Genomic DNA, 13,561 nt, shown 5'->3' with positions numbered 1-13,561 from the left:
CACCGCCGTACGCGGTGACGCGTACGGCGGTCAGCCGTCGACATTTACTTGGACGTCCTAGTAAATTCGTAGGTATGGACGCTGACGCCATCGAAGAGGGCCGCCGCCGCTGGCAGGCCCGGTACGACGCCGCCCGCAAGCGCGACGCGGATTTCACGACACTCTCCGGCGACCCCGTCGAACCGGTGTACGGGCCTCGGCCCGGAGACGCCTACGAGGGCTTCGAGCGGATCGGCTGGCCGGGTGAGTACCCGTTCACGCGCGGCCTGTATCCGACCGGCTACCGGGGGCGGACGTGGACCATCCGGCAGTTCGCCGGATTCGGCAACGCCGAGCAGACCAACGAGCGCTACAAGATGATCCTCGGCAACGGCGGCGGCGGCCTCTCCGTCGCCTTCGACATGCCGACGCTGATGGGGCGCGACTCCGACGACCCGCGCTCGCTGGGCGAGGTCGGCCACTGCGGCGTGGCCATCGACTCCGCGGCCGACATGGAGGTCCTGTTCAAGGACATCCCGCTCGGTGACGTCACCACCTCGATGACGATCAGCGGGCCCGCCGTGCCCGTCTTCTGCATGTACCTGGTCGCCGCCGAGCGGCAGGGAGTGGACCCTGCCGTCCTCAACGGCACGCTCCAGACGGACATCTTCAAGGAGTACATCGCCCAGAAGGAGTGGCTCTTCCAGCCCGAGCCGCACCTGCGCCTCATCGGCGACCTGATGGAGCACTGCGCGGCCCGCATCCCGGCGTACAAGCCGCTGTCGGTCTCCGGCTACCACATCCGCGAGGCCGGGGCCACGGCCGCGCAGGAGCTGGCGTACACGCTCGCGGACGGCTTCGGCTATGTGGAACTGGGGCTCTCGCGCGGGCTCGACGTGGACGTCTTCGCGCCCGGCCTGTCCTTCTTCTTCGACGCGCACGTCGACTTCTTCGAGGAGATCGCCAAGTTCCGCGCGGCGCGCCGCATCTGGGCCCGCTGGATGCGGGACGTCTACGGCGCGAAGTCCGAGAAGGCGCAGTGGCTGCGCTTCCACACCCAGACCGCCGGTGTGTCGCTGACCGCCCAGCAGCCGTACAACAACGTCGTGCGCACCGCCGTCGAGGCGCTCGCCGCGGTGCTCGGCGGCACCAACTCGCTGCACACCAACGCCCTCGACGAGACCCTCGCGCTGCCCAGCGAGCAGGCCGCGGAGATCGCGCTGCGCACGCAGCAGGTGCTGATGGAGGAGACCGGGGTCGCCAACGTCGCCGATCCGCTGGGCGGTTCGTGGTACGTCGAGCAGCTGACCGACCGGATCGAGGCGGACGCGGAGAAGATCTTCGAGCAGATAAGGGAGCGCGGGCTGCGGGCCCACCCCGACGGGCGGCACCCGGTCGGGCCGATCACCTCCGGCATCCTGCGGGGCATCGAGGACGGCTGGTTCACGGGCGAGATCGCGGAGTCGGCGTTCCGGTACCAGCAGGCGCTGGAGAAGGGCGACAAGCGGGTCGTCGGCGTCAACGCGCACACCGGGTCGGTGACGGGGGATCTGGAGATCCTGCGGGTCAGTCACGAGGTGGAGCGGGAGCAGGTGCGGGTGCTGGCCGAGCGGAAGGCGGGGCGGGACGAGGCGGCCGTGCGGTCGGCGCTGGACGCGATGCTGGGGGCGGCGCGGTCGGGGGCGAACATGATCGGGCCGATGCTCGACGCTGTTCGGGCGGAGGCGACGCTGGGGGAGATCTGCGGGGTGCTGCGGGAGGAGTGGGGGGTGTACACGGAGCCCGCCGGGTTCTGAGGCGCGGGTGCGGCGGTGGTGAGGTTCTCGCCCCCGCCGCCCCTTCCCTTCCCGTCCCTGGGGGCTGCCGCCCCCAGACCCCCGCTGCCGGCCTGGACGGCCTCGTCCTCGGACGCCGGACGGGCTGGGAGGGGGGCTAGTCGGTGAGTGAGGCCAGGCCTGTGAGCAGGACGCGGGTGAAGCTTCTGACCCATTGCTCGTCCGCCGGTTCGGCGCTGACCAGGGTGCGGTGGACCACGGCGCCGGCCACCACGTCGAAGATCAGGTCGGCGGTGCGGGCCGCCTCGCGCGCGTCCGGCTCCGGGGGGAGCTCGCCGCGGGCCTGGGCACGTGCCCGACCCTCCAGAACCAGCCGTTTCTGACGTTCCACGATCGAGGCGCGGATGCGCTCGCGCAGCGGATCGTCGCGGGTGGACTCGGCGACGACCGCCATCAGGCCGCTCCGGGCCTCAGGGAGGGCCAGGATCGCGGCGAACTGCAGGACCACGCCCTCGATGTCGGCGGCCAGGCTGCCGCGGTCGGGCACCTGGAGCTCGTCGAACAGCTCGGCCACCGCGTCGACGACCAGCTCGTTCTTGCCCGCCCAGCGGCGGTACAGCGTCGTCTTGGCGACCCCGGCGCGGGTGGCCACGTCCCCCAGGGTGAGCTTGGACCAGCCCAGCTCCACCAGGGCCGCCCGGGTCGCGGCCAGGATCGCCGCGTCCGCGGTGGCGCTGCGGGGGCGGCCGGCGCGTACGGGCGGCGGGGTGCGGCTCTGCATGCCATGACCATAACCGGCGGTTTCCGTGCGGTCGTGAGGGAGATCACCGGGAACCTGTTTCGCGGAGGCACTCGGTGCCATTACGCTACGGGTCGTATCGAAAGCGCGGGCGAGCCCCGCGCCGAGCGACGACCACCACGCGGCGGCACGCACCGTACCGCCGCCACAACACCACATCACGCGCCGTCGGCACCAGGCGTCCGGTGGGGACCGGACACCAGTACGGTCCGGCTTTCGGGCGGTTTTCACTTCGACACGTGGAACGGGGAGGATAGACGCATGCAGCCACGGAACATGTCCATGAGCGGAGTCGTCGACCTCGCCGCGGTGAAGGCGGCCCAGGAGGCCAAGGCGAAGGCGGAGCAGGCGCGCGCCCAAGCGGCCAGGGAGGGCGGGACCGGCGCCGTCTCCCCGGCCGATCTCGTCATCGACGTCGACGAGGCCGGCTTCGAACGCGATGTCCTGCAGCGCTCCGCCGAGGTACCGGTCGTCATCGACTTCTGGGCCGAGTGGTGCCAGCCCTGCAAGCAGCTGAGCCCGGTCCTGGAGCGGCTGGCCGTCGAGTACGCCGGGCGTTTCCTCCTCGCCAAGATCGACGTCGACGCCAACCAGCTGCTGATGCAGCAGTTCGGGATCCAGGGGATCCCCGCGGTCTTCGCGGTGGTCGCCGGCCAGGCCCTGCCGCTGTTCCAGGGGGCGGCGGACGAGACGCAGATCCGCCAGACGCTGGACCAGCTGGTGCAGGTCGCCGAAGAGCGGTTCGGGCTGACCGGCCTGACCGTCGACCCGGACGCCCAGCCGGGCGGCCAGGCCCCCGCCCAGCCCCAGGCCGGTCCGTACGACGCGCTGCTGAACGCGGCGGCGCAGGCGCTGGACGCCGGCGACCTGGGCGGCGCCGTCCAGGCCTACAAGAACGTGCTGGCCGACGACCCGGCCCACCCCGAGGCCAGACTGGGCCTCTCGCAGGCCGAGTTGCTCCAGCGGGTGCAGGACCTGGACCCGCAGAAGGTCCGTCAGGAGGCGGCGGAGAAGCCGGCCGACGTGCGGGCGCAGATCGCCGCCGCCGACCTGGACCTGGTGGGCGGTCACGTGGAGGACGCGTTCGGCCGGCTCATCGAGACCGTGCAGCGCACCGCCGGTGAGGACCGGGACGCCGCGCGGCTGAGGCTGCTGGAGCTCTTCGAGGTCGTCGGGGCCGAGGATCCGCGGGTGGCGGGGGCGCGGCGGGCGCTGGCACGAGCCCTGTTCTGACCCCGGCCAGGGGCGTCGCGCCGTACGGCCGCCGGAGGGCGGGGCGTGTGTTGCCCGAGTGAAAGATCTGCCGACGGGCCACCACAGCGGCCGCGCTTTGCCAAAACTTGGTAAACGCGGCCGCTGTTACTGCGAGTAAGTCAGGGGCCGGTTCTTGCCCCCTTTCGTCCGGGAATCAACGGCCTTGTCGTGGCCTACGTTGCAACCGTGTGTCGCCGTTCGAGACCGGCGAGTCGTGTCCCGGTTATCCCGCCGTTACTAGCCAGTAACGAACCCCCTTGTGCGGGCGGCGAGAATGCACCACGATCGGCGACGCTCGGTCCATTCCCGTTCCCCGGCAGCCGGCCGGGTCACGGAGCGTGTGGGTCCCCACCGGGCAGGGCCGACGGCAGTGGCGCCGGCTCTGGGACAGGGGGGTCTTCGCCGTCCCGGTGAAGCCTGTCCACAAGGTTGTGCGTGATGCGTGTCAGGCGCGACCAGTGGTTGTCGCTCGGGGGTGATCGCCGGTGATTCGGGTGCGGTTCGCGCCACCGAGCGCGGGCGCTCTCCTTCCCGAGGACGTAGCACTTCTCCCATCCCTGCCCGGCCGAGCCGCCGAACCGGTGGCGAGCCGAGGCCAGGAGATGTACGTCCGAGAAGGAGGAACAATATGGAGTCCCAGGTGCGTGGCGGGACCAGATGGAAGCGGTTCGCTGTGGTCATGGTGCCCAGCGTCGCCGCGACGGCAGCGATAGGCGTCGCCCTCGCACAGGGTGCGCTCGCCGCGTCGTTCAGCGTGTCGGGCCAGGAGTTCAAGGTCACGGCCGACGAGCTCAACGGCACGAAGTTCACGCAGTACGGAGCGGTCGACTCCGGCTACACGCTCACGGGTGAGAAGACGGCCCACGCGGTGGCGGTGTCCTCGTTCGACACGGCGCAGATCAAGAACCTGTGCCAGTCGGTCGTCACGCCGGACATCCCGTTCGTCGGCACCGTCACCCTGAAGCTCACGGCGGGCGACAGCAGTGACAAGAGCGGGCAGGTCGCGGCCAGCAAGCTCTTCATGGACGTCTCGGACCTGAACACCACCGGCTACGCCCAGTTCGGCAACATCGACATCGGTGTGGCCGCCAAGGACACGGGCAACCCCGACGCCGGTGGCAAGGGCATCGGCATGAAGGGCGGCAAGGAGCAGGCGAACCCGTACGGCTTCGCCCAGCAGGCCGACACCGCCAAGCTGGTCGGCGTGCAGTCGACGGCGTGGGCGACCACCGCCGGCACCTTCACGCTCCCGAAGCTGCACATGTCGCTCAAGAAGGGCGACGGCAAGGGCGTCGAGTGCTACTGAGCACCCCGTGACGGGCGGGGGAGGCCCCTGGCCGCCCCCGCCCCGTCCACTCCCGAGCCGCGCTTTCCCACCCCCCACATCACCACCGCACCACAACCCACAGCAACGCTGTACCAGGGAGTTGTTTTCCATGAGCGCCGAGACTCCTGCCGTACCCGGCCAGTTCACTCGCCGGAGGCTGCAGTTCCGCGCCTGGAGGGGCACGCGGCCGTTCTGGGCCGGTCTGCTCGTCCTGCTCGGTGGCTTTCCGATCATGTACTTCCCGTACGCGCATCTCCAGGTCGGCCATCTGACGCTCGCCATGTCCACCACGGCGGGCGCGGGCTCCCTCATCATCGGCGTGCTGCTGATCGTTCTGGGCATCAGCCTCTGGTTCCAGAAGCACATCCGGGTCTTCGCGGGCGTCGCGTCGATCCTGCTGGCCCTGGTGTCCATCCCCGTGTCCAACTTCGGTGGCTTCCTCATGGGCTTCCTCCTCGCCCTCATCGGCGGGGCGATGGCCGTGTCGTGGGCCCCGGGCGTGCCGCCCGCGCCGGAGGAGGCCGAGACGGCCGGCCCGGTGGCGGGCAGTGCCCCCGAGGCCGCGGGCGACCCGGCGGCGGACGGGGCGATCGGTGGGGGCCACTCCCAGGGCGTCGAGGCACTGGGGGAGAACGACCTGTCAGGAACGAGCCCTGCCAACGGGGCGAACGGGAGGCACAGTGCCGGCTGACGAGGTGACCCGCGGGGCTGACCCGGAGGAGTCACGGTCGAGAACCGGGCCGCGTCACGCGGCGCCCAGGAAGCCGCTGTTCACCAGGTTCCACATGCCGGCCGGCAAGGCGATGGCCATGGCGGCGATGCCGACGGCGGTCATCGTGGGAATGGGCTTCACGGCTTCGCTCGCCGTGGCCGACAACAACAAGGTGTCGGCGTCCTCCGCCGAGACCATGAAGGCCGAGGACTACAAGGCCTGCGTGCAGGCGTTGGAGGACGACAAGGACAAGTCCTCCGAGTCGCCCACGCCGTCCGCCTCCGCGAGCGCGTCCGACTCCGCGAAGGAGAGCACCCCGTCGCCGTCGGCGACGTCCACCGGGACGGAGTCGTCGGACGGGACGGGCTCCGACAAGGCGTCCTCGGACGAGGTCTCTTCGGGCACGTCGGACAAGGCCGCCTCGGGCACGTCCTCTTCGTCGGATTCAGGTTCCGACGACAAGGCCGGCCCCACGGCGTCCGCCACCGCCCCGCAGGGCTCCTCGGACGGCTCCGGCGCGGCCACGCCGTCCCCGTCGGCCACCGAGAAGAAGAGCGGCGGCCTGCTGGACACCATCGGCGACACGATCGGTGACATCGGGGACGTCCTGACCGGAAACAAGTCCGGCTCGGGCTCCGGTTCCCCCGCCGGCGCGGCCCCTACGCCGTCCGCCTCCGCCTCGCCCTCGGCGAGCGCGGGCAAGGACGGCTCGGACGGCGGCGGTTCGGCGTCCTCCCCGGGCAAGACGGTGTCCGACACCGTCGGCGACACCGTCGAGAAGGCCACCGGCACGGTCGAGGACACCGTCAAGGACGTGACCGACACGGCGTCCAAGGCGGCCGAGGACACCACCAGGACCGTCAAGGACGCCACCGACGCGGCCACCGACGCGGCCACCGCCTCGCCGAGCCCCAGTGCCTCCGCGAGCCCCTCCGTGGACCCGAAGGACTGCCCGGCGGCCACCGACGCCGAGGGCGGTGTCGACAACAAGATCCCGCTGCCGGACGACCCCTGGTACCTCGACGCCAGCTCGTTGACGCTCAAGGGCGCCAGCTACAAGGGCGTCGTCGAGGTCAGGACCGCCAACGGCACCGTCAAGAAGGTCCTCAAGTACGTCATCTCGGCCGGCACCGACATCGGTGACCTGCACCAGACGGTGAAGGACAAGCAGTCCGGCAAGACGTACCACGTGCAGGCCTCCAAGGGCTCGACGTCCACCATCACCGGCGGCGACACGGTGATGTACACCGAGAGCATCTCCGGCAACCTGCTCGGACTGATCCCGATCACGTTCGACCCGGACAACCCGCCGCCGCTGGACATCCCGCTGATCTACTTCACCAAGGTCAAGGTCGTGCAGGCCGGCCAGTTCGGCGGCAACCTGCACGTACCCGGGATGCACGTCTACACGACCGACGGAGTCTGAGCCGCCGGCCGACCGAGCCCGTCCGGGAGCCGCGAAAGACCGAGGGCGCCCCCCGCTGCTGCGGAGGGCGCCCTCGGTCGTCGTACGGGAAGTGCTCCCGTGCGGGTGCGTCAGTCCCGGCCGTTGCCGCCGAGGTGCAGGACGCGGACCATGTTGGTGGTGCCGGGGACGCCGGGCGGGGAACCGGCGGTGATCACCACGACGTCGCCCTCGTTGAACCGCTTGAGCTTGATCAGCTCCTGGTCGACCAGGTCGACCATCTCGTCGGTGCTGGCGACGAACGGCACGACGTGCGGCTCCACGCCCCAGCTGAGCGCCAGCTGGTTGCGGGTGGACTCGTCGGTGGTGAACGCCAGGATCGGCTGGGCCGCGCGGTAGCGGGAGAGCCTGCGGGCGGTGTCGCCGGACTGGGTGAAGGCCACCAGGCCCTTGCCGCCCAGGAAGTCGGCGATCTCGGCGGCGGCACGGGCCACCGAACCGCCCTGCGTGCGCGGCTTCTTGCCCGGGACCAGCGGCTGCAGGCCCTTGGAGAGCAGCTCCTCCTCGGCCGCCGTGACGATCTTCGACATCGTCTTGACGGTCTCGATCGGGTACGCGCCCACGCTCGACTCGGCGGACAGCATGACCGCGTCCGCGCCGTCCAGGATCGCGTTGGCCACATCGGAGGCCTCGGCGCGGGTCGGGCGCGAGTTGGTGATCATCGACTCCATCATCTGGGTCGCCACGATCACCGGCTTGGCGTTGCGCCGGCACAGCTCGATCAGGCGCTTCTGCACCATCGGGACCTTCTCGAGCGGGTACTCGACCGCGAGGTCGCCGCGGGCCACCATGACGGCGTCGAACGCCGCGACGACGTCCGCCATGTTCTCCACCGCCTGCGGCTTCTCCACCTTGGCGATGACCGGGACCCGGCGGCCCTCCTCGTCCATGACGCGGTGCACGTCGGCGACGTCCTTGGCGTCCCGGACGAAGGAGAGGGCGACCATGTCGCAGCCCATGCGCAGCGCGAACCGCAGGTCCTCGACGTCCTTCTCGGACAGCGCGGGCACGTTGACCGCCGCGCCGGGCAGGTTGATGCCCTTGTGGTCGGAGACCACACCGCCCTCGATGACGATCGTCTTCACCCGGGGGCCCTCGACGTCCAGGACCTTCAGCTCGACGTTGCCGTCGTTGATCAGGACCTGGTCGCCGCGCGAGACGTCGCCCGGCAGCCCCTTGTACGTCGTGCCGCAGATCTGCTTGTCGCCGGGAACGTCCTCGGTGGTGATGGTGAACTCGTCACCCCGCTCCAGCTCGACCGGGCCTTCGGCGAAGGTCTCCAGGCGGATCTTGGGGCCCTGCAGGTCGGCGAGGACGGCGATGGCCCGGCCGGTCTCCTTGGACGCGGCCCGGACGCGGTCGTACCGCCCCTGGTGCTCGGCGTGCGTGCCGTGGCTGAAGTTGAAGCGGGCCACGTTCATGCCGGCCTCGATCAGCGCGACGAGCTGCTCGTGGGAGTCGACCGCGGGGCCGAGAGTACAGACGATTTTCGAACGGCGCATGGGGCGATCCTATCGGTTTGTTTCGCTGCGGAATATTCCGTCTGGCGGAAGATACAAATGGGCGCGTTCCCGCTCAGGCGAGTACCGGAATTCCGCGGAAGTTACTCAGCGGTTTTCTCCGGTGCTTCTCCACCGCTTCCCCGCCGGCGTTCCCCGGCGCCCTCACTCGTCCTTTCCGACCAGTGCGTAGGTCTGGCTGGCGATCTCCCTTTCCTCGTCCGTCGGCACCACGGCCACGGCCACCCGCGCGCCCTCGGGCGAGATCAGCCGCGCCTGATCGCCCCGGACCGCGTTGCGGGCGCCGTCCACCGCCAGGCCGAGCCCCTCCAGGCCCGCCACGGCGGCCTCGCGCACGAAGTCCGCGTTCTCGCCGACCCCGGCCGTGAAGGCGACCGCGTCCACCGTGCCGAGTACCGCGTAATAGGCGCCGATGTACTTCTTCAGCCGGTGTACGTAGATGTCGAACGCGAGCCGTGCCTGCTCGTCGCCCTCGTCCATCCGGCGACGAATCTCCCGCATGTCGTTGTCGCCGCACAGTCCGAACAGACCGCTCCTCTTGTTGAGGAGAGTGTCGATCTCGTCCATGGACATTCCGCCGACACGCTGCAAATGGAAGATGACGGCCGGGTCGACATCACCGGAACGCGTTCCCATCACGAGGCCCTCCAGCGGGGTGAGCCCCATGGAGGTGTCGACGCAGCGGCCGCCGCGCACCGCGGAGGCGGACGCCCCGTTGCCCAGGTGCAGCACGATCACGTTGACGTCCTCGGGCGCCTTGCCGAGCAGCTCCGCGGTCGCGCGGGAGACATAGGCGTGCGAGGTGCCGTGGAAGCCGTAGCGCCGCACCCGGTAGCGGTCGGCGAGCTTGGTCTCGATGGCGTAGCGGGCCGCCGGCTCCGGCATCGTGGTGTGGAAGGCGGTGTCGAAGACGGCGACCTGCGGCAGGTCGGGGCGCAGCGCCATGGCGGTGCGGATGCCGGTGAGGTTGGCCGGGTTGTGCAGCGGCGCCACCGGGATCAGCCGCTCGATCTCGGTGAGCACGGCGTCGTCGATCACCGTCGGCTCGGTGAAGAACATGCCGCCGTGCACCACCCGGTGGCCGATCGCGGCCAGCTCGGGGGAGTCCAGGCCGAGCCCGTCCCTGGCCAGCTCCTCGGCGACGGCCTTGAGGGCCGCGTCGTGGTCGGCGATCGGGCCGTTCTGCTCGCGGGTGTCGCCGGAGCCGACGCAGGTGTGCTTGAGGCGGGAGGTCTGCTCGCCGATCCGCTCGACCAGGCCGACCGCGAGCCGGCTCGCGTCGCGCATGTCGAGCAGCTGGTACTTCACCGACGAGGAGCCGGAGTTGAGGACGAGGACGCGGGTCGCGTTCACGGTGTTCGAAGCCTTCTTCCGTGGGTCAGTCGGTGGCCGGCCGGGCCTGGGCCTGGATCGCCGTGATGGCGACGGTGTTGACGATGTCCTGGACGAGAGCGCCGCGGGAGAGGTCGTTGACCGGCTTGCGCAGGCCCTGCAGGACCGGGCCCACCGCGATCGCGCCGGCCGAGCGCTGCACGGCCTTGTAGGTGTTGTTGCCGGTGTTCAGGTCCGGGAAGATCAGCACGCTGGCCTGTCCGGCGACCTCGGAACCGGGCAGCTTGGTGGCGGCGACGGACGGCTCCACGGCCGCGTCGTACTGGATCGGGCCCTCGATCATCAGGTCCGGGCGGCGCAGCCGCACCAGTTCGGTGGCCTCGCGCACCTTGTCCACGTCGGCGCCCGTGCCGGAGGTGCCGGTGGAGTACGACAGCATCGCGATCCGCGGCTCCACCCCGAACTGGGCGGCGGTGGCCGCCGACTGGACGGCGATGTCGGCCAGCTGCTCGGCGTCCGGGTCGGGGTTGACGGCGCAGTCGCCGTAGACGAGCACCTTGTCGGCCAGGCACATGAAGAACACCGAGGAGACGATCGAGGACTCCGGCTTCGTCTTGATGATCTCGAAGGCGGGACGGATGGTGGCGGCCGTGGAGTGCACGGAGCCCGAGACCATGCCGTCGGCCAGGCCCTCCTGCACCATCAGCGTGCCGAAGTAGTTCACGTCGGAGACCACGTCGTAGGCCAGCTCGGTGGTGACGCCCTTGTGGGCGCGCAGCCGGGCGTAGCGCTCGGCGAAGGGATCGCGCAGCTCGGAGACGGCCGGGTCGATCAGCTGCGAGTCGCCGAGGTCGATGCCGAGGTCGGCGGCCTTCTTGCGGATGGCGTCCACCGGGCCGAGCAGCGTCAGGTCGCACACGCCCCGGCGCAGCAGCACCTCCGCGGCGTGCAGCACGCGCGCCTCGGCGCCCTCGGGCAGGACGACCCTGCGCCGGTCGGAGCGGGCCTGTTCGAGCAGCTTGTGCTCGAACATCATCGGGGTGACCCGGTCGCTGCTCGGCGCGGACACGCGCTTGTTGAGGTCGGCGGTGTCGACATAGCGCTCGAACAGGCCGAGCGCGGTCTCGGCCTTGCGCGGGGTGGCCGCGTTCAGCTTGCCCTCCAGGGAGAACAGCCGTTCGGCGGTGGGGAAGCTGTTGCCGGTGACGGAGACGACCGGGGTGCCCGGGGCGAGCCGGGCGGCCAGGGTGAGGATCTCCTCGCCGGGCTCCTCGTTCAGGGTGAGCAGCACGCCGGCGATCGGCGGGGTGCCGGCGCTGTGCGCGGCGAGCGAGCCGACGACCAGGTCGGCGCGGTCGCCGGGGGTGACGACCAGGCAGCCAGGGGTCAGCGCCTTGAGGAGGTTGGGCAGCATGGCGCCGCCGAAGACGAAGTCGAGCGCGTCGCGAGCGAGCCCGGAGTCGTCGCCCAGCAGCACCTTGCCGTCCAGGACCTGGGTGATCTGCGCGACGGTCGGCGCGGACAGGGCGGGGGCGTCGGGCACGACGTAGCAGGGGACGGGCAGCCGGTCGGCCAGCCGCCCGGCTATCGCGTCGCGGTCCTCGGGGTCCACCCGGTTGGTGACCATGGCCAGGACGTCGCAGCCCAGGCCGTCGTAGGCGCGGTAGGCGTTGCGGGTCTCGGCGAGCACGGACTCCGCGCTCTGCCTGCGGCCGCCGACGACCGGGAGCACGGAGGCGCCGAACTCGTTGGCGAGGCGGGCGTTCAGGGACAGCTCGTCGGGGAGCTGGGTGTCGGCGAAGTCGGTGCCGAGGACGAGGACCACGTCGTAGTCCCGGGCCACCAGGTGGAAGCGGTCGACCAGGGTGGACACCAGTTCGTCGGTGCCCTGTTCGGCCTGGAGGGCGGACGCCTCCTGGTAGTCCATGCCGTAGACCGTCGCCGGGTCCTGGGAGAGCCGGTAGCGGGAGCGCAGCAGTTCGAAGAGGCGGTCCGGGCCGTCGTGGACCAGGGGGCGGAAGACGCCCACCCGGTCGACCTGCCTGGTCAGCAGCTCCATGACTCCCAGCTCGACGACCTGGCGGCCGTCGCCGCGGTCGATGCCGGTCACGTACACGCTGCGGGTCACGCGGCTCTCCGTTTCCTCGGGTTCCTCGGGCTTCTGGGGCGCCTGGGGTCCACGGCGGATCCTGGCGGGGCGGCCGGCGTGCAAAAAAAGCCCGCCGGGTCGAGCGGAGCCCTCTTGACAATACCCCCGCCGCTAAGTAAGGCGCCCGTCAAGACGTAGTCGCCGCGGGGACGTGAAACAATCGGACAGGATCACCGGTATCAACAGTGAGCAGGAGACACAGCGCGATGCGTATCGGAGTTCTCACGGCAGGCGGCGACTGTCCGGGACTGAACGCGGTGATCCGGTCGGTCGTGCACCGAGCGGTCACCACCTACGGCGACGAGGTCATCGGTTTCGAGGACGGCTACGCCGGCTTGCTCGACGGCCGCTACCGCGCGCTCGACCTCAACGCGGTCAGCGGCATCCTCGCCCGCGGCGGCACCATCCTCGGCTCCTCCCGGCTGGAGCGCGACCGGCTGCGCGAGGCGTGCGAGAACGCCTCCGACATGATCCACCGGTTCGGCATCGACGCCCTGATCCCGATCGGCGGCGAGGGCACGCTGACCGCGGCCCGCATGCTCTCGGACGCCGGCCTGCCGGTGGTCGGCGTGCCGAAGACGATCGACAACGACATCTCCTCCACCGACCGCACCTTCGGCTTCGACACCGCCGTCGGCGTGGCCACCGAGGCGATGGACCGCCTGAAGACCACCGCCGAGTCCCACCAGCGCGTCATGGTCGTGGAGGTCATGGGCCGGCACGCGGGCTGGATCGCCCTGGAGTCCGGCATGGCGGCCGGCGCCCACGGCATCTGCCTGCCCGAGCGGCCCTTCGACCCCGCCGACCTGGTCAAGATGGTCGAGGAGCGCTTCGACCGCGGCAAGAAGTTCGCCGTGATCTGCGTCGCCGAGGGCGCCCATCCCGCCGAGGGCAGCATGGACTACGGCAAGGGCGAGATCGACAAGTTCGGCCACGAGCGCTTCCAGGGCATCGGCACGGCGCTGGCGTACGAGCTGGAGAGCCGGCTCGGCAAGGAGGCCAAGCCGGTCATCCTCGGCCACGTCCAGCGCGGCGGCGTGCCCACCGCCTACGACCGCGTCCTCGCCACCCGCTTCGGCTGGCACGCGGTGGAGGCCGCGCACCGCGGCGAGTTCGGCCACATGACCGCGCTGCGCGGCACCGACGTGGTGATGGTGCCGCTGGCCGAGGCGGTCACCGAACTGAAGACGGTGCCCAAGGACCGCATGGACGAGGCGGAGTCGGTCTTCTAGAGGGCCCAGGCGGGACG

Annotated in this window: 10 protein-coding genes; 6 read left to right on the top strand and 4 right to left on the bottom strand. The window is 70.7% G+C overall.

Translation table 11 applies throughout. From position 1 onward, the window contains the following. Positions 1-74 precede the first annotated feature (74 nt). Entirely contained in the window at positions 75-1,775 is a 1,701-nt protein-coding gene (locus ACH5A8_RS32355; RefSeq protein ID WP_399007566.1) for a methylmalonyl-CoA mutase, read from the top strand. 136 nt (positions 1,776-1,911) lie between these two features. Here ACH5A8_RS32355 and ACH5A8_RS32350 read toward each other — a convergent pair whose 3' ends face one another. After that, positions 1,912-2,535 (bottom strand): TetR/AcrR family transcriptional regulator, encoded by a 624-nt coding sequence (locus ACH5A8_RS32350; RefSeq protein ID WP_399007565.1) that lies wholly within the window; start codon positions 2,533-2,535, stop codon positions 1,912-1,914. 279 nt (positions 2,536-2,814) lie between these two features. Here ACH5A8_RS32350 and ACH5A8_RS32345 point away from each other — a divergent pair, with 279 nt between their 5' ends. From ACH5A8_RS32345 to ACH5A8_RS32330, 4 genes are all read left to right on the top strand, one after another. Then, complete coding sequence (locus tag ACH5A8_RS32345) at positions 2,815-3,786, top strand: tetratricopeptide repeat protein (RefSeq protein ID WP_399007564.1); 972 nt, start codon at positions 2,815-2,817, stop codon at positions 3,784-3,786. Between the two features lie 649 nt (positions 3,787-4,435). Beyond that, entirely contained in the window at positions 4,436-5,113 is a 678-nt protein-coding gene (locus ACH5A8_RS32340; protein WP_399007563.1) for a DUF6230 family protein, read from the top strand. A 130-nt stretch (positions 5,114-5,243) separates the two neighbouring features. After that, complete coding sequence (locus ACH5A8_RS32335; protein WP_399007562.1) at positions 5,244-5,825, top strand: DUF6114 domain-containing protein; 582 nt, start codon at positions 5,244-5,246, stop codon at positions 5,823-5,825. Next, positions 5,815-7,272 (top strand): hypothetical protein, encoded by a 1,458-nt coding sequence (locus tag ACH5A8_RS32330; protein WP_399007561.1) that lies wholly within the window; start codon positions 5,815-5,817, stop codon positions 7,270-7,272. The genes ACH5A8_RS32335 and ACH5A8_RS32330 overlap by 11 nt, the downstream gene beginning before the upstream one ends. A gap of 110 nt (positions 7,273-7,382) precedes the next feature. Here the strand turns inward: ACH5A8_RS32330 and pyk are convergent, their stop codons facing one another. The 3 genes from pyk to pta form a co-directional block, all read right to left on the bottom strand. Next, on the bottom strand, positions 7,383-8,813 hold the full coding sequence (gene pyk / locus ACH5A8_RS32325) for a pyruvate kinase (RefSeq protein ID WP_399007560.1): 1,431 nt from the start codon (positions 8,811-8,813) through the stop codon (positions 7,383-7,385). A 162-nt stretch (positions 8,814-8,975) separates the two neighbouring features. Beyond that, positions 8,976-10,184, bottom strand: a complete 1,209-nt coding sequence (locus ACH5A8_RS32320; protein WP_399007559.1) for an acetate kinase — start codon at positions 10,182-10,184, stop codon at positions 8,976-8,978. A 25-nt stretch (positions 10,185-10,209) separates the two neighbouring features. Further along, positions 10,210-12,291, bottom strand: coding sequence for a phosphate acetyltransferase (gene pta, locus ACH5A8_RS32315; protein ID WP_399007558.1), 2,082 nt, complete (start codon positions 12,289-12,291; stop codon positions 10,210-10,212). A 227-nt stretch (positions 12,292-12,518) separates the two neighbouring features. Between pta and ACH5A8_RS32310 the strand changes: the two genes are divergently transcribed. Next, positions 12,519-13,544, top strand: a complete 1,026-nt coding sequence (locus tag ACH5A8_RS32310) for an ATP-dependent 6-phosphofructokinase (protein ID WP_345672661.1) — start codon at positions 12,519-12,521, stop codon at positions 13,542-13,544. Positions 13,545-13,561: the final 17 nt, after the last annotated feature.

The sequence above is a fragment of the Streptomyces sp. NPDC018610 genome (assembly GCF_044391765.1).
Classification (GTDB): domain Bacteria; phylum Actinomycetota; class Actinomycetes; order Streptomycetales; family Streptomycetaceae; genus Streptomyces.
Note: the sequence above shows the minus strand (reverse complement) of the source record. Positions and strands in the feature narration are given on the sequence as shown.